Raw genomic sequence first — 20,990 nt, 5'->3', positions numbered from 1 at the left:
GCGGCGTGACCACTTCGGTCAGCGGGCCGGAGTGGTGGCCAGCAGCATCGCCGAGAGGGCCGTGCAGGCGGCCGCGCCGGCGAAGACGAGACCCGGCCCCGCATGCGTCAGCGACCACCCGAAGACCGCCCCGGCCACGATCGGCACCACCGTCTCCGCGGCCGCGCCGATGCTGGTCAGCGCGCCCTGCACCGTGCCCTGCTCGCCGGCGCCCACGTGGCGGGAGAGCCACGACTGGGCCGCGGCGCCGCCGACCGAGCCGAGCACGGCCACGGCCTGAACGACGCAGAGCAGCCACGGCTCCGACGCGACCGCTGTGGCGCCGAGCGTGCCGGCGCTGATCAGGGTGCCCGCCACGGCGGCGCGCTTGGCACCGAGCCGGCGCACGATCGGGGCGGTCGCGCGGGCTTGGAAGATCGCGCCGGCGAGGGCGGTCGCGGCCATGAGCAGCCCGATGCGGGCGGTGTTCCAGCCGAAGCTGGTGGCCAGGAAGAACGTCCAGATCGACTGGTGCGTCATCCGGGCGACGTCGGCCCACAGGCGGGCATGGGCGAGCCGGCCGAGCAGCGGCCGGCGCAGGACGCCCAGGACGGCGGCGACCGGGTTCGCCGTGCGCAGGGTCAGCGGGGTCGTGCGGTCGCCGGGGCGGGACTCGGGCAGGACGAACCAGCCGAACGCCACGTTGGCCAGCGACAGCGCCGCCGCCGCGTAGAACGGCAGGCGGACGTCGACGGCGCCGAGCAGGCCGCCGATCGTGGGACCGGCGACGAAGCCCAGGGCGAAGGCGGACCCGATCAGCGCGTACGCCCGGGCGCGGGCGTCGTCCGCCGTGACGTCCGCGACGTACGCGTTGACCACCGTGGTCGTCCCGGCGCACGCCCCGGCGAGGGCGTGCACGACCAGCAGTGTCCACGGGCCGGTCGCGGTGGCGTGGGCCAGCCAGTCGACGCCGAGGCACGCCAGCGACGCGAGCAGGACGGGCCGCCGGCCGTAGCGGTCGGCCAGCCGCCCGAGCAGCGGGGCGACGGCGAACTGCAGCAGCCCGAAGGTCGAGCCGAGCAGCCCGGACCAGAGCACGGCCGCGGCGGGATCCGCGGTGACGGCCGTCATGAGGGCCGGCACGATCGGCACGATCAGGCCGAGCCCGAGCATGTCGACGAAGACGGTGACGAGCAGGAAGGAGAGGGCGGGTGCCCGGCGCATGGGTACTCCTGAGTCGGGAGAGGGCTGGGCCCCCTCGCGACTCACGACCGGCTGTCCTACCTGACCGACCGACCGCAGGCACGGAGGATCAGACTATGTGGCCTGTCAAATGGTTTTTATCGGACGGCTGCCGACGGTCTTCGGAGCATCCCGCTGAGCCGCGCCGCCGCTCAGCCGCCCGCGACCGACGGCAAGATCTGGATCTCCGCCCCCGCGCTCACCGCCGTCTCCTGTCCCCCGGTCCGCCGTGCGTCCTCCCCGTCGACGTAGACGTTCACATAGCGCCGGACCTCGCCCCTCTCGTCGCGCACCCGCCGCTCCAACTGCGGCCACCGCGCCCCGATCTCGTCCAGCACCGCACGCAGCGACCCCTCGGCCGCCACCGCGAGGCGTGACTCCCCGCCCGCCTCGGCGCGAAGCACCCCGGGCACCAGGACCGTCGGCATCAGACGGCCACTGCCCGCACGCAGAGCACGTCGGGCAGATGCGCGGCCACCGTGCTCCACGTCTCACCCTCGTCACGGCTCGCGAAGACCTCCCCCGCCCGGCTGCCGAAGTAGACGCCCGCGGGATCGGCGTTGTCGGTGCACATGGCGTCGCGGAGGACCACCGGGTAGTACGGGTCCTGCGGGAGCCCCGACTCCTGCGCCTGCCATGTGTCGCCCGCGTCGGTCGACCGGAAGACCCGGCACCGCAGGTCGACGGGCTCGCGCCGGCTGTCCGCGACGAGCGGGAAATTCCACAGCGTGCCGCCGCGGGCCGGGTGGGCGACGATCGGGAAGCCGAAGTCGGCGGGCAGCGTGTCCGCGATCGACTGCCAGCTGTCGCCGCCGTCGGTCGAGCGGTAGACGCCATGATGATTCTGCGCGTAGAAGCGGTCCGGATCCGTGGCGTCGCGGGCGACCTTGTGGACGCACTGGCCGAACTCGGGCCACGGATCGGGCAGGAAGTAGGCCTTGATGCCCTGGTTGGCCGGCGCCCAGGTCTCGCCGCCGTCCGTGGTGCGGTAGACCCCGCCGGCGGACATGGCGACGAGCAGCCGCAGCGGGTCGGTGGGGTGCGGCAGGATGGTGTGGATGGCCTGGCCGCCGAAGCCCGCGCCCCACTCCGGGCGGTGCGGGTGGTCCCACAGGGCGCGGATCAGCTCGAAGGAGAAGCCGCCGTCCGTCGACCGCCACAGCGCGGACGGCTGCGTGCCGGCATAGACGACGCCCGGCTGGTCGGGGCCGGCCGGCGCCAGCTGCCACACGCGCTCGACGGAGGCGTCGGCGTCGGCGGGGAAGGCGAGCGGGGCCTTGCCGGGCTCCTGCCAGGTCTTGCCGAGATCGTCCGTCACGGCGATGCTCGGCCCGAAATGGGAGCTGTCGAAGCCCGCGAGCACGCGGACGGTGGGCCCTCGGGTGTCGAACGCGACCGAGTAGACGCCGAGGCCCGCGTGGTGTGCCGGGCTGACCTCCCAGCTGCGCCGGTCGTTGGTGCTGGTGGCCAGGAAGAGGCCCTTCTGAGTGCCGATGGCGAGGTGAACTGTCATGCGGGCAGTATCCGCCGGGGGTACGACAGAACCGGGCGACGCGAGTGCGAGGATGGGAATGTGAGCAGGAAACCCGTCTTCCGCGTACGCCGGTCCGGCGCACTCGTCATCGCCGCCGTCATCGCGTTCGTGGGCGCCGTGCCCTTCGCCGGCGCCAGGTGGGAGCTCGCGCCGCTGCTGCTGATCCCCCTCGCCGTCGTCGTCTGGGCGTGGCGGGCCGGCACCGACGTGACGCCCGAGGGGCTGAAGGTGCGGGCGCTCTTCGGCAGCACCGAGGTGCCGTGGAGCCGCATCATCGAGCTGGCGCCGGACGCCAACGGCCGCATCCAGGCCCTGCTCAACGACGGCAACTCGCTGGAGCTGACCGCCGTGACCAAGGACAACCTTTCCGCCGTGCTGGCCGCCGGCGGGCAGGAGCTCAATAACCCTCCGTCACCTCATTGAGCAGGGGCTCCCCGGCCGCACAGCGCCGAATCTGGTCGCCCGCCAGCGCATAGGCCCGGGGCAGCAGGCCGGTGACGGTGCCGCCGATGTGCGGCGTGATCAGGACGTTCGGCAGCTGCCAGAGCGGGTGCCCCGGCGGCAGCGGCTCGGGGTCGGTGACGTCGAGCGCCGCGGAGATCCGGCCGGTCGCCAGCTCGGTGACCAGCGCCGCAGTGTCGGCAACCGGACCGCGGGCGGCGTTGATGAGCAGGGCGCCGTCCGGGAGCGCCGCCAGGAACGCCGCGTCGACCAGCCCCCGGGTCTGCTCGGTCAGGGGCACGAGCAGCACGACCACCTCGGCGTCGGGCAGCAGCCGGGGCAGCTCACCGACCCCGTGCACGCCCTGCTCCGGCCGGGCGGTGCGCGCCACGCGGGTGATGCTCACCCCGAACGGCGCCAGGTGCTCCTCGACCGCCCGCCCGATCGAGCCCGCGCCCACGATCAGCACCCGCTTGCCGGTCAGCTCCGGCGTCGCCCGCAGGGTCTCCCACTCGCCGCGCGCCTGCGCCCGGGCCAGCGCCGGGAACTGCCGCAACGAGCTGATCGCCGCGCCGACGACCCACTCGGCGACCGGCTTGTCGTGGACGCCACGCGCGTCGCAGAGGCGTACCCCCTCGGGCACTTGATCCACCCACGCGTCCGCGCCGGCGGACAGCAGCTGGACCACCCGCAGGCCGGTGAATTTGGGCAGCTGCTCGGCGGCCCGCGCGACCGACCCGAAGGGCGGCACCCAGAACTCGACGTCGGCGGGATCGGACGGCCAGCTCGTGGCGTCGCGGCAGACCTCCACCTCGACGCCGTCGGGCAGCTCTCCCAGCAGGCCGCGGCCCCGCTCGTGCGCGATCCAGACCTTCACCCGATGAACGGTAGTCCGCTCCGGCGCCCCCGTCCCGCGGGTGTGCCGGACGTCCCAGCGGGCGCGGCTACCCTGGTCTGGTGATTAAGGGACGCGTGTTCGGGACTCTCGTCGCCGTGCTCGGGCTGATGACCGCGTGCAGCTTCGGGCCGCCCGACCCGGACGTCGCCGGCGAGCCGCCGAACCTGCCCAAGCCCTCCGTCTCGGCCGGGGCGGGCGACAGCGGCAGCGACGAGGGCAGCCAGGAGGTCGCCGTCACGGTCCTCGCCAAGGGGCTGGAGATCCCGTGGGGCATCGCCTTCCTGCCCGACGGCACGGCCCTGGTCACCGAGCGCGACAGCGCCCGCATCCTCGAGGTCGGCCCGGAGTCGGACGCCGACGGGCTCGAGGTCGCCGAGGTCCAGCAGATCACCGGCGTCGCGACCGGCGGCGACAGCGGGTTGCTGGGCATCGCCGTGTCGCCGAAGTACGACACCGACCGGACCGTGTTCGTCTACTACACCACGGACAAGGACAACCGGGTCGCGAAACTCCAGCTCAAGGGGGAGCCCGAGCCGATCCTCACGGGCATCCCCCGCTCGCGCAACGACAACGGCGGCCAGCTGGCGTTCGGGCCGGACGGCTATCTCTACGTCACGACCGGCGACGCCACGAAGGGCACCCAGGCGCAGAACGCGAAGAGCCTCGGCGGCAAGATCCTGCGCATCACCACGGACGGCAAGCCCGCCCCCGGCAACCCGGTGAAGGACTCGCCGGTCTGGTCCTCCGGGCACCGCAACGTGCAGGGCATCGCATGGGACTCGGGCAAGCGGATGTACGCGAGCGAGTCCGACCAGCCCACGTCCGGCGAGCTGAACGTCATCCAGAAGGGCAAGAACTACGGCTGGGCGGCGGCGGACGGCAAGTCGGCCGATGCCAAGTTCACCAATCCGCTGGTCACGTGGCCGATCGCGGAGTCGTACTGCGCGGGGGTCGCCGTCCTCGACCGGATGATCGCGACCGCCTGCCTCGGCGGCAAGCGGCTGTGGGTCACGCAGGTCACCGGCACCGGGACGCTCATCGGGCAACCCCAGCAGCTGCTCGACGGCGAGTTCGGCCGGCTGCGCGCTCTGGTCGCCGCGCCCGACGGCTCGCTGTGGGCGACCACCTCCAACCAGGAGCCGGGCGGCACCCCCGAGGAGGAGGACGACCGCATCATCCGGCTGGTCTTCTCCAGTGGCGGCGCGGGCCGGAGTTAACCCGCGTAACAGTTTGGGGGTCGACGCCCAGGGGCACGGAAACGGCTGACCATGACTACGCACATCGCCAGGATCACCGCCGCGGCAGGCCGCGTGTGGCGCCATCGCTGGACCCACCGTCTCCGCATCTGGGCCGCCGTGCTCCTCGTCAGCCTCACCGGCGTGGTCGTCGGCACGATGCTGCTGGCCCACTCCGAGGTCGCGGTCGGGCCGTTCCGCGCCGACATGTCGGTCACCCCGTCCGTCCAGGGCGGCACCGAGATCGACATCCCGCCGCTCGGCTCCCTGCACCTGGACAGCCACGACGGCCCGATCCACCTCAAGGTCGACCTGGGCTCGCTCGACCAGGAGCGCACCGAGGCCCTCGTCGACGACCCCACCGCCATCAGTACGGTCGGCCAGTCCGCCGTCGACGACGTGACCCAGGGTGTGCTCAAGCTCGGCCTGCGCGCCCTCGGAGCGGCGATCGTGTGCGCGCTGCTGCTGTCCGCCCTGATCTTCCGCAACATCCGCCGGGTCGCGGCCGCGGGCGTCCTCGCCCTGATCGTCACCGGCGGCAGCCTCGGCCTGGCCGCGGGCACCATCCGCCCCAAGTCGATCAGCGAGCCACGCTACGAGGGCCTCCTGGTCAACGCGCCCGCCGTCGTCGGCGACGCGCGCCGCATCGCGGACAACTACGGACGGTACGCCGACCAGCTCGCCGAGCTCGTCAGCAACGTCAGCCGCATCTACACCACGGTCTCGTCGCTGCCTGTGCAGCCGGCCGGCAACACCACGCGCATCCTGCACATCTCCGACATGCACCTCAACCCCGCCTCGTGGGGCGTGATCAAGACCGTCGTCAAGCAGTGGGACATCGACGCGGTGATCGACACCGGCGACATGGTCGACTGGGGGACGAGCGCCGAGACCACGTACGTGAACAACATCGCGCAGGTCGGGGTGCCGTACATCTACGTCCGGGGCAACCACGACTCCACCGCGATCCAGGCCGCCGTGGCCCGCCAGAAGAACGCGAAGGTCCTGGACAACACCACCGTCACCATCGGCGGGCTGACCATCGCGGGCATCGGCGACCCCGAGTTCACTCCGGACAAGAGCGAAACCCCGCCCCCGGACAGCGCCGACGAGCTGATCGGCAACCCGCTGATCGCCGCGGGCGACCGCCTGGCCGCCACGATCCGCGGATCCCAGAGCAAGGTCGGCGTCGCCCTCGTGCACGACCCGGCCATGGCGCCGCCGCTGGCCGGCACGGTGCCGCTCGTGCTGGCCGGGCACAAGCACCACCGCGAGGTGAGCGAGCTGCCGGCCTGGAATCCCGCCCCGGCCGGCTCCGCGTCCTCCGCCCCGGTCGCCCCCTCCGCCCCGGCCGCCTCGACCGGCGCGGCCGATTCCTCCGCCGCCGCGGCCGAGCAGACGCTGCTCATGGTGCAGGGCTCGACGGGGGGCGCGGGGCTGCGCGGCCTCGAGGGCGAGGAGCCGACGCCGCTGGCGATGTCGGTGCTCTACTTCGACGAGCAGCAGGCCCTCAAGGCGTACGACGACATCACCCTGGGTGGCACCGGCGAGTCGAACGTCGAGGTCCAACGCAACGTGATCGGCATCAACGACCCCGAGCCGACGACCAACCCCTCCGTCAGCACCGGCGTCACCCCCGTGCAGCCCAGCCCCCAGCTCAGCCGATAGCCGTCGGCGCCCCGGTCCCCGGCCGGAACGACAGCGGCGCCCCGACATGGTGTCGGGGCGCCGGATGGCCGTCGTGATGCCCGGGAGCGGATCGAGCGCGGTCGGCGCCGCTCGCGGGCCAGGTCACGATCAGCCCACACCGTATCCGACGAGGCGCCCGGAGCTGGCACGGCTGCGCGAGGAGGCCCCTGCCTGACCCCACGCCCTGGACGAGCCGACGATCGTGGTGCCCGAGCCGGCCGGCCGGGAGCCGATGCTGTCCGAGCGGATCCTCGCCGCCCTGCCGACCACGGTCACGACCCGGCGCGGCCAGCGCCGATCGGGCCGGGCTCAGCTCGGACGAGCCAGGACCGGCTGAGCCCATGCCGTGATCCCGGCAAGGACGTCTCCGTGCTGCGCCGCATCGGCAACCGAGTCAGCTGAGACGGGCCAGGATCAGCTCGCGCACCGTCTTGGCGTCCGCCTGTCCGCGCGTGGTCTTCATGACCGCGCCGACCAGGGCGCCCGCCGCGGCCACCTTGCCGTCGCGGATCTTGGCGGCGATGTCGGGGTTGGCGGCGATGGCCTCGTCGACGGCCGTCTGGAGCGCCCCCGTGTCGGAGACGACCTCGAGCCCGCGGGCGCTCATGACCTGGGCCGGGTCGCCCTCGCCGGCCACGACGCCCTCGAGCACCTGGCGGGCCAGCTTGTCGTTGATCTTGCCCTCGTCGACCAGCGCCTGCAGCTGGGCGACCTGCGCCGGGGTGGCCCCGACGGCGGCCAGCTCGACGCCGGTCTCGTTCGCGCGGCGGGCGAGCTCGCCCATCCACCACTTGCGGGCACCGGCCGGGCTCGCCCCCGCGGCGATGGTCTCCTCGATCAGCTCGACGGCGCCGGCGTTGGCCACCGACTGCATGTCGACCTCGCTGATGCCCCACTCCTCGCGCAGGCGGGCACGCTTGACGCTCGGCTTCTCGGGGAGGGCGGCCTTGAGCTCGGCGACCCACGCCGGGTCGGGCGCGATCGGCACGAGGTCGGGCTCGGGGAAGTAGCGGTAGTCGGTCGCCGTCTCCTTGGAGCGCCCCGGGCGGGTGTCGCCCGTGTCCTCCTGGAAGTGGCGGGTCTCCTGCAGGATCGAGCCGCCGGCGTCGAGGATGCCCGACTGGCGGATGATCTCCGACCGGACCGCCCGCTCGACCGAGCGCAGCGAGTTGACGTTCTTGGCCTCGGTGCGGGTGCCCCACTCCTCGCCGGGCTTGTTGAGCGAGGTGTTGACGTCGCAGCGCAGCGAGCCCTGCTCCATCCGCACGTCGGAGACGTCGAGCGAGCGGATGATGTCCCGCAGCTCGGTCACGTAGGCCCGGGCGACCTCGGGGGCGCGCGCGCCGAGACCGGTCACCGGCTTGGTGACGATCTCGACCAGCGGGATGCCGGCCCGGTTGTAGTCGACCAGCGACTCGGTGGCCCCGTGGATGCGGCCGGTGGCGCCACCCACGTGCAGCGACTTGCCGGTGTCCTCCTCGAGGTGCACCCGCTCGATCTCGATGCGGAACGTCTCGCCGTCCACCTCGACGTCGACATAGCCGTCCACGCACAGCGGCTCGTCGTACTGCGAGGTCTGGAAGTTCTTCGGCATGTCCGGATAGAAGTAGTTCTTCCGGGCCATCCGGCACCAGGAGGCGATGTCGCAGTTGAGCGCGAGGCCGATGCGGATCGTGGCCTCGATGCCGGCCCGGTTGGCGACCGGCAGGGCACCGGGCAGGCCCAGGCACACCGGGCAGACCTGGGTGTTGGGCTCCGCGCCGAACTCGGTCGGGCACCCGCAGAACATCTTGGTGTTCGTGCCGAGCTCGACGTGCGTCTCCAGGCCGATCACCGGCTCGTAGCGGGCGATGGCGTCGTCGTAGGTGGGCAGCACGGTCGTACTCATGCGTGGACTCCTGGTGACTGCGAGATCCGACGGAACAAGCTTAGGGAGCGGGTCCGACAAGAATCCGCTCGATTTCGGACCTCCCGGGTGTGGCCTGCGCCGCACCTGGGCGATCAGCGACTGAGAGCGACCTCCCGGGCGAGCGCCCAGGAGATCAGCGGCGGGGCGACCTGCCGGGCGAAGACTGCTCCGCACCCGGAAGATCGGCTACTGAGGGCAACCTCCCGGGCGAGAACTGCGTCGCGCCCGGGAGGCCGGCGGCTCAGAGCTCCGGAGGGGTGAACGTGCCGACCGCCGACTCCAGCGCCGCGGCGACCCGGTACATCCGGTCGTCGGCCATCGTCGGGGCCATGACCTGCAGACCGACCGGCAGACCCTCGGACAGCCCGCAGGGCACCGAGATCGCCGGCCCGCCGTACAGGTTGGTCGGGATCGTGTAGAGGTCGGCCAGATACATCTGGTAGGGATCGGAGGTGCGCGACCCGAACGGGAACGCCACGAACGGCGTGGTCGGCGAGATCAGCACGTCGACCTGCTCGAACGCCTTGGTGAAGTCCCGGGTGATCAGCGTGCGCACCTTCTGCGCCTGACCGTAGTACGCGTCGTAGTAGCCGCTGGACAGCGCGTAGGTGCCCAGGATGATCCGGCGCTTGACCTCGGGGCCGAAGCCGGCCTCGCGGGTCAGCGACATGACCTCCTCGAGCGAGCGGTTGCCGTCGTCCCCGACCCGCAGGCCGTAGCGGACGCTGTCGAAGCGCGCCAGGTTGGACGACGCCTCGCTCGGGGCGATCAGGTAGTAGGCCGGCAGCGCGTACTCGAAGTGGGGGCAGGAGATCTCGACGACCTCGGCACCCAGCTTGACCAGCGCCTCGACCGACTCGCGGAAGGCCGCCGTGACGCCGGCCTCGGCGCCCTCGCCGCTGAACTCCTTGACCAGGCCGAGCTTGACCCCGGTCAGGTCACCCGTCGCGCCCCGGCGGGCGGCCGCCACGACGTCCGGCACCGGCTGCGGGATCGAGGTCGAGTCGCGCGGGTCGTGCCCGGCGATGGCCGCATGCAGCAGGGCCGCGTCCTCGACCGTCCGGGCGCACGGGCCGGGCGTGTCGAGCGACGACGAGAAGGCGATGAGCCCGTAGCGCGAGGTGCCGCCGTACGTCGGCTTGGCGCCGACCGTGCCCGTGACGGCGCCGGGCTGGCGGATCGAGCCGCCGGTGTCCGTGCCGATGGCGAGCGGGGCCTCGTAGGCGGCCAGCGACGCGGCGCTGCCACCGCCGGAACCGCCGGGGATGCGCCCGAGGTCCCACGGGTTGTTGGTCGGGCCGTAGGCCGAGTATTCGGTCGACGAGCCCATCGCGAACTCGTCCATGTTGGTCTTGCCCAGCGAGACCGTGCCGGCGGCGCGCAGCCGCTCGACGATGGTCGCGTCGTAGGGCGGCTTCCAGCCCTCGAGGATCTTCGACGCGGCGGTGGTCGGGACGCCGCGGGTGGCGATCACGTCCTTGACCGCGACGGGCACGCCGGCCAGCGGCCCGAGCTCCTCGCCCCGGCTCCGCTTGGCGTCGACCTCGGCGGCGGCGGCGAGCGCGCCCTCCCGATCGACGTGCAGGAAGGCGTGCACGCGCTCGTCGACGGCGGCGATGCGGTCGAGGTGCGCGGTGGCGACCTCGACGGCGGAAGCCTCGCCGGAGGCGATCAGTCCGGCGATCTGCACCGCCGTCATCTTGGTGACGTCACTCACGGCGGTCACTCCTCCTCGTCGAGGATGCGGGGCACCCGGAAGCGGCCCTCGGCGGCGTCGGGGGCGCCTGCCAGCACGTCCTCCTGCTTGAGGGACGGCTGCACGACATCGTCGCGGTAGACGTTCGTCAGCGGCACGGAGTGCGAGGTGGGCGGGATGTCGTCGGCGGCCACATCACCGATCCGGGCGACCGACTGCAGAATGACGTCGAGCTGGCCGGCGAACCTGTCCAGCTCCTCGTCGGTCACGGCGAGCCGCGACAGGCGCGCGAGATGCGCGACCTCTTCGCGGGAGATGGCGGCCATCGTGCCCCCTGGGTGCTCGGTGATGCGGACCTGGAAATTCTATTCAGCCCGGCGAGCGGTTTGTCGCGCGGCTCCCCTGGTCTGTGGATAACCCCGGGCCTGTGGATAACTCCGGGCGCGGCCCCGCGCCTCTGTGAGACTTCAGGTCGCCGCCAGCGCTCCGGGGTCCCGGCCGGGTCGCAGGGGGCGATACCGGGCCAGCCAGTCGTCGAAGTCCGCCGCGGGCATCGGCCGCGCGTGAAACCAGCCCTGCGCGGCATGACACCCATCGGCGGCCAGCAATCGCCAGGTCCGTTCGTCCTCGACCCCCTCGGCCACGACGCGCAGTCCGAGCGACGCGGCCAGGTCGATGACGGACCGCACGATCGCGGCATCCCCGTGATCGACGGCCATCCCCAGCACGAACGAACGATCGATCTTTACCTCGGAGATCGGCAGCCGCCGCAGATGCTGCAGAGAGGAGTAACCGGTGCCGAAATCGTCGAGCGAGATGGCCACCCCGAGCCGGTCCAGGCGGGTGATCGTGTCCAGCACCCGATGCGGGTCCGCCATGAGCGCACTCTCGGTGATCTCCAGTTGGAGCAGGTCGGCCGGGACGGCGTACGCCTGGAGCAGGTCGTGAATCTCCCCCGCGATGCCGGGCGTGTGCAGGTCCCGGACGCTCACGTTGACCGAGGCCCGCAGCGGCCGGCCGGCCGCGCGCCAGACGGCGAGCTGCTCGACGACCTCCCGCAGCACTCGCGCGGTGAGCATGCGCATCACCGGGGTCTGCTCGACGACCCGCAGCAGCTCCTCGGGGCCGACCATGCCGCGCTCCGGATGCCGCCAGCGCAACAGCGCCTCGACGCCGACCACCTCGCCGGTCGCGATGGCGATCTGCGGCTGGTAGAAGAGCATGACGCCGGTGTCGTCGCCGCGCAGCGCCTCCCGCAGGTCGGCGAGGAGCGCCAGATCGGGCGCGGGGTGATCGGCGTCCCGGGTCCAGACGGCCATCGGGGCGCCGCGGCGCTTCGCGTCGTACATCGCGGCCTCGGCCTGGCGGAGCAGGGTCTCCCCGTCCCCGCCGCGCTCGGGCCCGAGCGCGATCCCGATCGTCGCGCTGACCCCGACCGGCAGCCCGTCCAGCGCGAAGGGCGTCCCCAGCACGTCGGCCAGATGAGCGGCGATCCGGCGGGCGGTCGCGGGTCCGTCCACCCGCGTCGCCAGCACGGCGAACTCGTCACCCCCGAGCCGCACGACAAGATCATGCGACGGTACGGACTCGGCGAGCCGCCGCCCCGCCTCGACGAGCAGCCTGTCGCCGACGGCGTGGCCGAGCGCGTCGTTCACGGTGCGGAAACGGTCGAGATCGAGCAGCAGCAGGGCCATCTGCCAGCGCGGATCCACCAGCCCGGCGGAGGCCTGCAGCGCTCGCCTGTTCGGCAGGCCGGTCAGCTCATCGGTGCGCGCAGCACGCTCGAACTCCCCGGCCGAGCGAACCATCCGGTGCACCGCGTGCAGGGCCAGCAGGACCAGCGGGACCACCGCGATCCCGACCCGCGCGGCAGCGAGCACCACGGGACCGAGCAACAGCAGCGCCGCACTGGCGAAGAGCTCGGTACCCCAGCGTTGCGGGCGACGCGGGCGACGCGGGCGACGCGGGCGACGCGGGCGACGCTGCTCCACCAGGAGCTTGGCGGCGAGCACATCGACCATCCACCGTACGGTGAGCCAGACGCCGGCCGCGGCGACGGTGAGCAGCGCGTCCCTCCAGTCCGGCCCGGCGACGCCCCGCCAGCCCGCCAGTGCGGCCATCCACGCCGTGGCCCCGAGCGCGCACGCCTGCTGGAAGGCGAGGTAGAGCGCCCGGCGCGCGGAGTGCCGCATCCGGACCCCGGCCACGGCCAGCGCGGCGAGCTGCACGGCGACGGCCGGGACGTAGCCCCAGGCGAGCACGATGCCGAAGGTGAAGCAGATGGAGGGCAGGACCACCGAGCTGACGCGCCGGTTGGCGAGCACGTAGGGCCGGGTGTCCACGGCGAGCGCGAGGACGGCCATGACCCAGAAGGCGGGCGGGAGGGCGGCGAATACCCCGGGGAAAGCCGCCCAGAGGACCCCGTCGGCGACCACGGCGCATCCGACGGCGGCCACCATGCCGCGGCGGGCGGCTTGGGCACGCCGATCGTCCAGCATGGACCTGCGCAACTGTGCGGCGCCCATGCGACCTCCACGATGGCGTCGACCGACCGATCACCCCACCATAGATCGAGATACACAAAACCAGGCGAAACCGACTTGTCGTTATCGAAACGGCATATGCGTTCCCGCTGGACATCAAACAAAGATCACCCGTTGGGGTTCGCCGCCGACCGCGCTTCCGGGCGTCGCGACAGCCCTGCCAGGACGCCGCGACGCCGCCCGGGCACGAGGGAGCCGGCCGACTGCGCGCCAGGTTCCGAGCCGCGTGAGTGCGGGGGCAGAGGGCAGGCCGTGGCGCCTGCCCCGGCCTCCCTCACCTCGGGGTGGTCACTCGTCCTGCGGCTCGGACGCTTCGGGCTCCTGCTTCGCGGGCTTCTTCTCCTTCTTCGCGGGCTTCTCCTTCTCCGGCTCGGGCGCGATCTCCGCCACCGCACGGGCGGCGTCGGGGCCGTCGGCCAGCAGGACCGCGAAGCCCTCCTCGTCGAGGACCGGCACCCTCAGCTGGAGCGCCTTGTCGTACTTGCTGCCGGGGTTGTCGCCGACCACCACGAAGCCGGTCTTCTTGGAGACCGAGCCGCTCACCTTGCCGCCGCGGGAGGTGACGGCCTCGGTCGCGGCGTCGCGGGAGTGGGAGGCGAGGGTGCCGGTGACGACGACGGTCAGGCCCTCGAGCGGGCGGGGACCCTCGTCGGTGCGCTCGTCGGCCATCCGCACGCCGGCCTCGCGCCACTTGCGGACGATGTCGCGGTGCCAGTCGACCGCGAACCACTCACGCAGGCTGTCGGCGATCGTCGGGCCCACGCCCTCCACCTCGGAGAGCTCCTCGGCCGTCTCCTTGGCCACCGCCTCCTCGATCGCCTCCATGGCGCCGAACTGGCGGGCCAGCGCCTGCGCGGCGGTCGGGCCCACGTGCCGGATCGAGAGGGCGACGAGCACGCGCCAGAGTGGGCGGCCCTTGACCTCGTCGAGGTTCTCGAGGAGCTTGGTCGCGTTGCTGCCGAGGCTGCCGTCCTTGTTGACGAAGAAGGGCGAGCGGGCCAGGTCGTCGGCAGTGATCCCGAAGAGGTCGCCCTCGTCGGTGATGATGCCGGAGTCGAGCAGCGCCTGAGCCGCCTTGTAGCCCAGCACCTCGATGTCGAAGGCGCCCCGTCCGGCCAGGTGGAAGACCCGCTCCCGCAGCTGGGCCGGGCACGAGCGGGTGTTGGGGCACCGGATGTCGATGTCGCTCTCCTTGGCGGGAGCGAGCTTGGTTCCGCACGCGGGGCAGACCGTCGGCATGACGAACTGGCGGGCGTCGCCGGGACGCAGGTCGATCACCGGGCCGAGCACCTCGGGGATCACGTCGCCCGCCTTGCGGAGCACGACCGTGTCGCCGATCCAGACGCCCTTGCGCTCCACCTCGCGGGCGTTGTGCAGCGTGGCCAGCGCGACGGTGGACCCCGCCACGCGCACGGGCTCCAGCACCGCGAAGGGCGTCACGCGTCCGGTCCGGCCGACGTTGACGTCGATGTCCAGGAGCTTGGTGGTGACTTCCTCGGGCGGGTATTTGTAGGCGATGGCCCAGCGGGGCGCGCGGCTGGTCGAGCCGAGGCGGCCCTGGATGGCCACCGAGTCGACCTTGATCACCACGCCGTCGATCTCGTGCTCGACGTCGTGCCGGTGCTCGGCGTAATAGTCGATGTATTCGCGGACGCCGGCCATGTCCTGGACCCGCTGCCACCGCTCGCTGGTGGGCAGCCCCCACGCCTTCAGCGCCTCGTAGGCATGCGACTGCGAGTCGGGCGTGAACCCCTGGCGCGCGCCGATGCCGTGCACGACCATCCGCAGGCCACGAGTCGCGGTGATGCGGGGATCCTTCTGCCGGAGGCTGCCGGCGGCGGCGTTGCGCGGGTTGGCGAAGGGCGCCTTGCCCTGCTCGACCAGCGAGGCGTTGAGATCGGCGAAGGCGGACACCGGGAAGTAGATCTCCCCACGCACCTCCAGCAGATCGGGCGGGTTGTCGCCGCTCAGCCGCTCCGGGATCTCGCGGATCGTGCGCACGTTGGGCGTGACGTCCTCGCCGGTGCGCCCGTCGCCACGCGTCGCGCCGCGGACCAGGCGACCCTTCTCGTAGGTGAGGTTGATGGCCAGCCCGTCGACCTTGAGCTCACAGATGTAGTCCACCGGGCCGCCGGCGTCACGCTCGGTGCGCTCCGCCCAGGTGGCAAGCTCCGCGGCGTCGAAGACGTTGTCGAGGGACATCATCCGCTCGGCGTGCTCCACCGCGGTGAAGAGCGTGGAGAAGGTGCCGCCCACGTTCTGCGTCGGCGAGTCGGGGGTGCGCAGGGCCGGGAACTGCTGCTCCAGCGCCTCGAGCTCGCGCAGCAGCTTGTCGAAGTCGGCGTCCGGGATGGCCGGCGAGTCCAGCACGTAGTAGCGATATTGGTGACCACGCACCTCGTCGCTCAGCTCGGCATGCCGCCCCGCCGCCTCGGGCGTGGGCTCGGCCCCGGCGGCCGCGATCTGAGCGGCGCTCGGCTGCGCCACGGCGAGCTCGTCACCCGCGGGCGTCCCGGCATCAGCGGACTGCTCCGCGGGCGCCGGGACCTCCGTCTGAGCGGCGCTCGCCTCGGCAAGCTCGTCGCCCGCGGGCGTCTCGGCATCAACGGACTGCTTCTCAGGCACCGGGACCTCCGTGTTTCGTCTTCGAGAGGCACGTTAGTCGTCCCCTACGACAAAACCGCTGACCCGGCCCGGGAGCACGCCCGCGCCGAGGGATTTGTCGGGGCCGTGGTCGCGTACGGTATGGCAAATGGCGCAATGGCTGGCAGCGGGCCTGGTGGTCCTGGTCGTGGCGGGTGCAGCCGTGGTCTGGCGCCGGCGCCGGGCTGCCGAACGGCCCACCCGCGGCGACATCTGGTGGGCCGACGTACCCTTCGCCCGTGGCCGCGGCGCGAAACTGCGGCCGTGCCTGGTGCTGCTCAACAATCGCCACGGCGTCGTCGTGCTCAAGATCACCAGCCAGGACAAGAGCCACCGGCGCGACCACATGCGGATTCCGACGCGCCACTGGGACCGGCACGCCGCCCACGACTCGTACCTCAACCTCGGCGAGCCGATCCTGGTTCGGCACACCGCCTTCCAGCGACGGGCGGGCACGGCCGCCTGGACAGTACGCCGGCAGGTGCGCACGCGACGCGACCTCGCCGGATCACGGCTCCGCGAGCTGGCGCGCCGTCACCACACGAGGCAGAACGGGTGACCGACGGGGTCGGCGTACACCCGGAAGGTCTCGCCGCCCCCGTCCAGCCGCTTGCCGCCCGCCGCGAGCACCCGCTCCTCGGCCTGCTCGACGTCGGTGACCCGGACGTCCAGATGGAACTGCTGCGGCCGGTCGTGATCGGGCCACCGCGGAGGCAGCAGATCGGGCGCCTTCTGGAACGACAGGCTCGGAGCGTCCGAATCGGTGCGGATGGTGACCCAGCCGTCCTCGTCGTGGACGACATGCATGCCGAGCAGCTCGCCGTAGAAGCCGGCCAGCGCCCGCGGATCGGGGCAGTCGATGACGACGGTGTCAAGACGTCCAATCATGACTGCATGATGCCTGCCGGGGCGCCCCGGATCAGACGATTCGCCGGACTTACCCCGCAGGCATCACCCGGCGCGGCCGCTCCCCCGAAGCTGGGAGCGGACACCGGACGCGGCCGGTGCGTCACGGGCGGACGGCTGGCGGCGCGACAGGGGTCTGGTGCTCACCGGCGGGTTCCGCCAGCTCGAGCGCGGGCCAGAGGAACCGCCCGGGTTCGCGGGGCGCAGCCCCCGACAAAATCGCTCCGACCCACCGCGGCACACCCGCACCTCGACGGGCACCTCACCGACCGAGCGCCTCATCAGCACGTCGGCCGGGGAGGGCACCGGTCACCTCGTCGATCGAGCGCCCCACCGGCACGTCCGGCCGGAGTCTCAGACCTCGGAGAGACGGCGCCCCGCGTCGCGGCACGCCTTCAGGACTGCTCGCACGTAGGCCGGCGATGCCCCGGCGAGCCCGCAGGCCGGTGTGATCACAACCTGCTCGGGCAGCTGAGTCGCCGGGAAGCTGAGCTTGGTCCACAGTGCGCGGACACGCTCGGCGATCTGGGCGGACGTCGGAGCGCGGCCGGAGGACGGGAGGCGTGTGCCCGCCGCGCCGGCGAAGAGGCCGAGGCCGGCGTCGAGGGCTTCGCCCAGCGGGTCGAGGTCCTTGAGCAGCGTCAGGTCGAGGGCGACGGCGGTTGCTCCGGCGTCGCGGATCACCTGCAGCGGCACGGCGGGAGCACAGCTGTGCACGACCACGGGCACCCCGGCGGCCTCCACGACGCTGCGCAGGGCGGTCGCCGCGTCGGGGCCGTCGACGGCACGGTAGGCGCCGAGTCCGCTCTCGGTGGGCACCCGGCCGGCCAGCACCGACGGCAGGGACGGCTCGTCGAGCTGCAGGAGCACCGTGGCACGCGGGAGTCGCTTCCGCACGTCCTCGACGTGCCGGCGCAGCCCCTCGGCCAGGGACCCGGTCAGGTCGCGCACGGCACCGGGGTCGCGGAGCATCCGGCCGCCGATGGGCAGGTCGAGACTCGCCGCGAGGGTCCACGGGCCGGCCGCCTGAATCTTGATCGAGCCGGCGAAGCCCTCGCCCTGCTCGGTGAGCTGGTCGAGGTCGCGTTCGAGCAGGTCGGCCGTGCGGCGCAGGTCCTTGCCCGGGCGGGGCGCGACCTGCCAGCGGCCGGCATAGAGCTGGACCGGCAGCTCGACCAGGAACCCGGCGCTGCGGCCGATCATGTCGGCCCCGGGACCGCGCCCGGGCAGTTCGGCAAGGTGCGGCAGCTCGGGTAGCTCGCCGAAGACCAGCCGCTGGGCCTCCTCGATGTCGGCGCCCGGCAGCGAGCCGATGCCCGTCGCGGCACCGGACGGCCACGGGAAGCGCCCCGCGGCCGGGTCGTCGAGGATCAGCTCCTCCGGCTCGGCACCCGGCACGATGCTCATCGCACCGACCCGGCGACATCCGACGAGCTCACGGCCACCGACGACGAGGCAGCACCAGGAGACGCGACGGCGTCCGGCAGCGACGCGGTGCCCGCGAGCGACGCGGTGCCAGGGAGCGACGCGCTCTCAGGAGAGGTGACGGCTTCCGACGACGAGGCGGCGCTAGAAGATGCTGCAGCGCCCGGCGACGCGGCGGCGGGGGAAGACGCGGCAGCGCGCGGGGACATGGGGGCGTGGGAGGACGCGGCAACGCGCGGGGGCGCGGCAGCGGGGGAAGACGCGGCGGCGGGGGAAGACGCGGCGGCGGGGGAAGACGCGGCGGCGGGGGAAGACGCGGCGGCGGGGGAAGGAGCTGCGGCACTCGAGGGGGCTGCGGCGCCGGCGGTGATGGTCGCGGAGCCGAGGACGATGTCGCCGGCGGGGTCTCGGCGGTAGGCGACGATGGCCTGGCCGGCGGCCACTCCGCGGGCGGGGGTGCGGAGGTGGGCGGTGAGCTCGCCGTCGGTCAGGGTGACGACGGCCTGGACGACCTCGCCGTGCGCGCGCAGCTGGACGTCGCACTCGACCGGGGTGGTGGCGCCGTGCCAGATCGGGCGGGTGGCGGTCACCGTGTCGACGGCCAGGTCCTCGCGGGGGCCGACCGTGACGGTGTTGGTCTTCGGCGTGATCGAGAGGACGTAGCGGGGGCGACCGTCCGGCGCGGGGACGCGCAGGTCGAGGCCCTTGCGCTGGCCGATCGTGTACGCATAGGCGCCCGAGTGCTGCCCGAGGACCGCCCCGGTGCGGCCGTCGACGATGTCGCCCGGGCTCTCGCCGAGGCGGTCGGCCAGGAAGCCCCGGGTGTCGCCGTCGGCGATGAAGCAGATGTCATGCGAGTCGGGCTTGTCCGCGACGGCGAGCCCGCGGGCGGCCGCCTCCTCGCGGACCTGCTCCTTCGTCGAGTCGCCGAGCGGAAACATGGCCCGGTCGAGCTGGGCGCGGGTGAGCACGGCCAGCACGTAGGACTGGTCCTTGGCCAGGTCGACGCTGCGCCGCAGCAGGCCGTCGGCGCCGAGGCGGGCGTGGTGACCGGTGACGACGGCGTCGAAGCCCAGGGCGATCGCGCGGTCGAGGACGGCGGAGAACTTGATCTTCTCGTTGCAGCGCAGGCAGGGGTTGGGGGTGCGGCCGGCCGCATACTCGGCGACGAAGTCGTCCACGACGCTCTCGTGGAACTGCTCGGCCATGTCCCACACGTAGAACGGAATACCGATGACGTCGGCCGCGCGCCGGGCGTCGCGGGAGTCCTCGAGCGTGCAGCAACCGCGCGCCCCGGTCCGGAAGGTCTGAGGATTACGCGACAGCGCCAGGTGCACGCCGGTCACGTCATGGCCGGCCTCCCGGGCGCGCGCGGCGGCGACGGCGGAGTCGACCCCGCCCGACATAGCTGCTAGCACTCGCACGCGGCAAGCCTAGCCGCCGGCACTCCCGAACCCACACCGGCAGCATGGTGCCGTAAACCACGAAACCCGGCACAGCGCCGGCACCACGCCCCGCTACAAGGAAAGCCGCGACAAGGAGCCAGCCCTGCGCGAAGAAACGCAGGAAGGAGGAATGCGGGGAGAAGGGAACGCGGCGCGGAGGGGACGCGGGGACGGGGACGGTCAGGGGCGGGTTGTCTTCCAAGCCGACGCGCGGCGGGCTCGCTCGACCGCGGCGGGGAGCGCCGCCAGGAGGGCGTCGACGTCGGCGCTCGTCGACGTGTGGCCGAGGGTGAAGCGCAGCGACGAGCGGGCCCGGTCGTCGTCGGCGCCCATGGCCAGCAGCACGTGGGACGGCTGGGCGACGCCGGCGGAGCAGGCCGAGCCCGTCGAGCAGGCGATGCCCTGGGCGTCGAGGAGCAGCAGCAGCGCGTCGCCCTCGCAGCCCGGGAAGGAGAAGTGGGCGTTGCCGGGGAGCCGGTGCTCCGGGTCGCCGTTGCAGATCGCGTCGGGGATGGCCGCGCACACCCGGGCCACGAGGGCGTCGCGGAGGGCGGAGACCCTCGCCGCATACTCCAGCTGGGTCTTGGTCGCGGCCTCGACCGCCACGGCGAAGGCGACCACGCCGGGGGTGTCGAGGGTGCCGGAACGCACGTCGCGCTCTTGGCCGCCGCCGTGCAGCAGCGGGGTGGCGGGCACGTCGCGGCCCAGCAGGAGGGCGCCGACGCCGACCGGGCCGCCGAGCTTGTGACCGGTGACGGTGAGGGCCGCCGCGCCGCTCGCCGCGAAGTCGACCGGGATCTGGCCCACGGCCTGCACCGCGTCGGTGTGGAACGGGATGCCGGCGCGGGTCGCGAGGGTCGCGAGCTCGGCGATCGGCTGCACCGTGCCGACCTCGTTGTTGGCCCACTGGACGCTGATCACGCTGATCGTGTCGCCGTGCTCGGCGATGAGGCCGGCCAGGGATGCCGGATCGACCCGGCCGGTGGCGTCCACCGGAAGCCAGGAGATGTCGGCGGACTCGTGCGCGCCGAGCCAGTCGACCGAGTCGAGCACGGCGTGGTGCTCGACAGCGGAGGCGACGACGCGGTTGCGGCGGGGGTCGGCGTCGCGGCGGGCGTAGTGAATGCCCTTGGTCGCCAGGTTGTCGCTCTCGGTGCCGCCGCTGGTGAAGATCACCTCGGACGGGCGGGCGCCGAGCACCGCGGCGATCCGCTCTCGGGACTCCTCGACCAGGCGGCGGGCGCCGCGGCCGGCAGCGTGCAGCGACGAGGGATTGCCGATCTCCCGGGCCGCCGCGACATAAGCGTCGAGCGCCTCGGGGAGCATGGGCGTGGTCGCCGCGTGATCCAGGTAAACCATCGTCATGAAGCTTATGCCTTGATGCGTCAACCGACCGTGCCCGTCC

17 protein-coding genes and 1 pseudogene are annotated in these 20,990 nt (G+C 72.9%); 5 read left to right on the top strand and 13 right to left on the bottom strand.

All coding sequences use genetic code 11. The features are described 5' to 3' along the window. Positions 1 to 18 precede the first annotated feature (18 nt). The 3 genes from RBH18_RS00480 to RBH18_RS00470 form a co-directional block, all read right to left on the bottom strand. Entirely contained in the window at positions 19 to 1,203 is a 1,185-nt protein-coding gene (locus RBH18_RS00480) for an MFS transporter (RefSeq protein WP_306203775.1), read from the bottom strand. Between the two features lie 170 nt (positions 1,204 to 1,373). Beyond that, on the bottom strand, positions 1,374 to 1,649 hold the full coding sequence (locus RBH18_RS00475; RefSeq protein WP_306203774.1) for a MoaD/ThiS family protein: 276 nt from the start codon (positions 1,647 to 1,649) through the stop codon (positions 1,374 to 1,376). Beyond that, on the bottom strand, positions 1,649 to 2,734 hold the full coding sequence (locus RBH18_RS00470) for a WD40/YVTN/BNR-like repeat-containing protein (protein WP_306203773.1): 1,086 nt from the start codon (positions 2,732 to 2,734) through the stop codon (positions 1,649 to 1,651). Before RBH18_RS00470 ends, RBH18_RS00475 begins: the two co-directional genes overlap by 1 nt. A gap of 60 nt (positions 2,735 to 2,794) precedes the next feature. Here RBH18_RS00470 and RBH18_RS00465 point away from each other — a divergent pair, with 60 nt between their 5' ends. Then, positions 2,795 to 3,178: a PH domain-containing protein gene (locus RBH18_RS00465; protein ID WP_306203772.1), complete on the top strand. Its 384-nt coding sequence runs from the start codon at positions 2,795 to 2,797 to the stop codon at positions 3,176 to 3,178. Here the strand turns inward: RBH18_RS00465 and RBH18_RS00460 are convergent. Next, positions 3,153 to 4,073, bottom strand: coding sequence for a 2-hydroxyacid dehydrogenase (locus RBH18_RS00460; RefSeq protein ID WP_306203771.1), 921 nt, complete (start codon positions 4,071 to 4,073; stop codon positions 3,153 to 3,155). The two genes, RBH18_RS00465 and RBH18_RS00460, sit on opposite strands and share 26 nt — an antisense overlap. 128 nt (positions 4,074 to 4,201) lie before the next feature. Here RBH18_RS00460 and RBH18_RS00455 point away from each other — a divergent pair, with 128 nt between their 5' ends. From RBH18_RS00455 to RBH18_RS00445, 3 genes are all read left to right on the top strand, one after another. After that, positions 4,202 to 5,311 (top strand): PQQ-dependent sugar dehydrogenase, encoded by a 1,110-nt coding sequence (locus RBH18_RS00455; protein WP_306203863.1) that lies wholly within the window; start codon positions 4,202 to 4,204, stop codon positions 5,309 to 5,311. Positions 5,312 to 5,362: 51 nt separating this feature from the next. Beyond that, positions 5,363 to 6,997: a metallophosphoesterase family protein gene (locus RBH18_RS00450; protein WP_306203770.1), complete on the top strand. Its 1,635-nt coding sequence runs from the start codon at positions 5,363 to 5,365 to the stop codon at positions 6,995 to 6,997. Positions 6,998 to 7,220: 223 nt separating this feature from the next. Then, entirely contained in the window at positions 7,221 to 7,355 is a 135-nt protein-coding gene (locus RBH18_RS00445) for a hypothetical protein (RefSeq protein ID WP_306203769.1), read from the top strand. A gap of 57 nt (positions 7,356 to 7,412) precedes the next feature. Here RBH18_RS00445 and gatB read toward each other — a convergent pair whose 3' ends face one another. From gatB to ligA, 5 genes are all read right to left on the bottom strand, one after another. Then, entirely contained in the window at positions 7,413 to 8,906 is a 1,494-nt protein-coding gene (gene gatB, locus RBH18_RS00440) for an Asp-tRNA(Asn)/Glu-tRNA(Gln) amidotransferase subunit GatB (RefSeq protein WP_306203768.1), read from the bottom strand. Positions 8,907 to 9,168: 262 nt separating this feature from the next. Next, positions 9,169 to 10,626, bottom strand: a complete 1,458-nt coding sequence (gene gatA / locus RBH18_RS00435) for an Asp-tRNA(Asn)/Glu-tRNA(Gln) amidotransferase subunit GatA (protein ID WP_372338819.1) — start codon at positions 10,624 to 10,626, stop codon at positions 9,169 to 9,171. 23 nt (positions 10,627 to 10,649) lie between these two features. Then, positions 10,650 to 10,949, bottom strand: coding sequence for an Asp-tRNA(Asn)/Glu-tRNA(Gln) amidotransferase subunit GatC (gene gatC / locus RBH18_RS00430; RefSeq protein ID WP_305782978.1), 300 nt, complete (start codon positions 10,947 to 10,949; stop codon positions 10,650 to 10,652). A gap of 141 nt (positions 10,950 to 11,090) precedes the next feature. Continuing rightward, positions 11,091 to 13,148 carry a putative bifunctional diguanylate cyclase/phosphodiesterase gene (locus RBH18_RS00425; RefSeq protein ID WP_306203765.1) on the bottom strand — a complete coding sequence of 686 codons (2,058 nt, stop codon included), beginning with the start codon at positions 13,146 to 13,148 and terminating at the stop codon, positions 11,091 to 11,093. Positions 13,149 to 13,454: 306 nt separating this feature from the next. Then, positions 13,455 to 15,653, bottom strand: coding sequence for an NAD-dependent DNA ligase LigA (gene ligA / locus RBH18_RS00420; RefSeq protein ID WP_306203862.1), 2,199 nt, complete (start codon positions 15,651 to 15,653; stop codon positions 13,455 to 13,457). 265 nt (positions 15,654 to 15,918) lie between these two features. On the opposite strand from ligA, the gene RBH18_RS00415 reads away from it, so the two are divergent. Further along, positions 15,919 to 16,368 (top strand): type II toxin-antitoxin system PemK/MazF family toxin, encoded by a 450-nt coding sequence (locus tag RBH18_RS00415; RefSeq protein WP_306203764.1) that lies wholly within the window; start codon positions 15,919 to 15,921, stop codon positions 16,366 to 16,368. On the opposite strand, the gene RBH18_RS00410 is transcribed toward RBH18_RS00415, so the two are convergent. The 4 genes and pseudogenes from RBH18_RS00410 to RBH18_RS00395 form a co-directional block, all read right to left on the bottom strand. Then, positions 16,344 to 16,697 carry a VOC family protein gene (locus RBH18_RS00410; RefSeq protein ID WP_306203763.1) on the bottom strand — a complete coding sequence of 118 codons (354 nt, stop codon included), beginning with the start codon at positions 16,695 to 16,697 and terminating at the stop codon, positions 16,344 to 16,346. The genes RBH18_RS00415 and RBH18_RS00410 overlap by 25 nt on opposite strands. A gap of 372 nt (positions 16,698 to 17,069) precedes the next feature. Continuing rightward, positions 17,070 to 18,122, bottom strand: a complete 1,053-nt coding sequence (locus RBH18_RS00405) for a uroporphyrinogen decarboxylase/cobalamine-independent methonine synthase family protein (protein ID WP_306203762.1) — start codon at positions 18,120 to 18,122, stop codon at positions 17,070 to 17,072. A gap of 380 nt (positions 18,123 to 18,502) precedes the next feature. Next, a pseudogene (mnmA, locus tag RBH18_RS00400) lies at positions 18,503 to 19,564 on the bottom strand (tRNA 2-thiouridine(34) synthase MnmA); the annotation flags it as partial. Between the two features lie 201 nt (positions 19,565 to 19,765). Further along, entirely contained in the window at positions 19,766 to 20,944 is a 1,179-nt protein-coding gene (locus RBH18_RS00395; RefSeq protein ID WP_306203861.1) for a cysteine desulfurase family protein, read from the bottom strand. Positions 20,945 to 20,990: the final 46 nt, after the last annotated feature.

The organism is Actinoplanes oryzae, assembly GCF_030757795.1.
In the GTDB taxonomy this organism is placed as follows: Bacteria; Actinomycetota; Actinomycetes; order Mycobacteriales; family Micromonosporaceae; genus Actinoplanes.
The sequence above is the reverse complement of the archived record's forward strand: the minus strand, read 5'-3'. Positions and strand labels throughout refer to the sequence as shown.

Bases quoted from the DNA above. Each gene is read 5' to 3' on its own strand.
- RBH18_RS00480 (WP_306203775.1), bottom strand. From the start codon at position 1,203: ATGCGCCGGGCACCCGCCCTCTCCTTCCTGCTCGTCACCGTCTTCGTC.
- RBH18_RS00475 (WP_306203774.1), bottom strand. From the start codon at position 1,649: ATGCCGACGGTCCTGGTGCCCGGGGTGCTTCGCGCCGAGGCGGGCGGG.
- RBH18_RS00470 (WP_306203773.1), bottom strand. From the start codon at position 2,734: ATGACAGTTCACCTCGCCATCGGCACTCAGAAGGGCCTCTTCCTGGCC.
- RBH18_RS00455 (WP_306203863.1), top strand. From the start codon at position 4,202: ATGACCGCGTGCAGCTTCGGGCCGCCCGACCCGGACGTCGCCGGCGAG.
- RBH18_RS00450 (WP_306203770.1), top strand. From the start codon at position 5,363: ATGACTACGCACATCGCCAGGATCACCGCCGCGGCAGGCCGCGTGTGG.
- gatB (WP_306203768.1), bottom strand. From the start codon at position 8,906: ATGAGTACGACCGTGCTGCCCACCTACGACGACGCCATCGCCCGCTAC.
- gatA (WP_372338819.1), bottom strand. From the start codon at position 10,626: ATGACGGCGGTGCAGATCGCCGGACTGATCGCCTCCGGCGAGGCTTCC.
- gatC (WP_305782978.1), bottom strand. From the start codon at position 10,949: ATGGCCGCCATCTCCCGCGAAGAGGTCGCGCATCTCGCGCGCCTGTCG.
- RBH18_RS00425 (WP_306203765.1), bottom strand. From the start codon at position 13,148: ATGGGCGCCGCACAGTTGCGCAGGTCCATGCTGGACGATCGGCGTGCC.
- RBH18_RS00415 (WP_306203764.1), top strand. From the start codon at position 15,919: ATGGCGCAATGGCTGGCAGCGGGCCTGGTGGTCCTGGTCGTGGCGGGT.
- RBH18_RS00410 (WP_306203763.1), bottom strand. From the start codon at position 16,697: ATGATTGGACGTCTTGACACCGTCGTCATCGACTGCCCCGATCCGCGG.
- RBH18_RS00405 (WP_306203762.1), bottom strand. From the start codon at position 18,122: ATGAGCATCGTGCCGGGTGCCGAGCCGGAGGAGCTGATCCTCGACGAC.
- RBH18_RS00395 (WP_306203861.1), bottom strand. From the start codon at position 20,944: ATGGTTTACCTGGATCACGCGGCGACCACGCCCATGCTCCCCGAGGCG.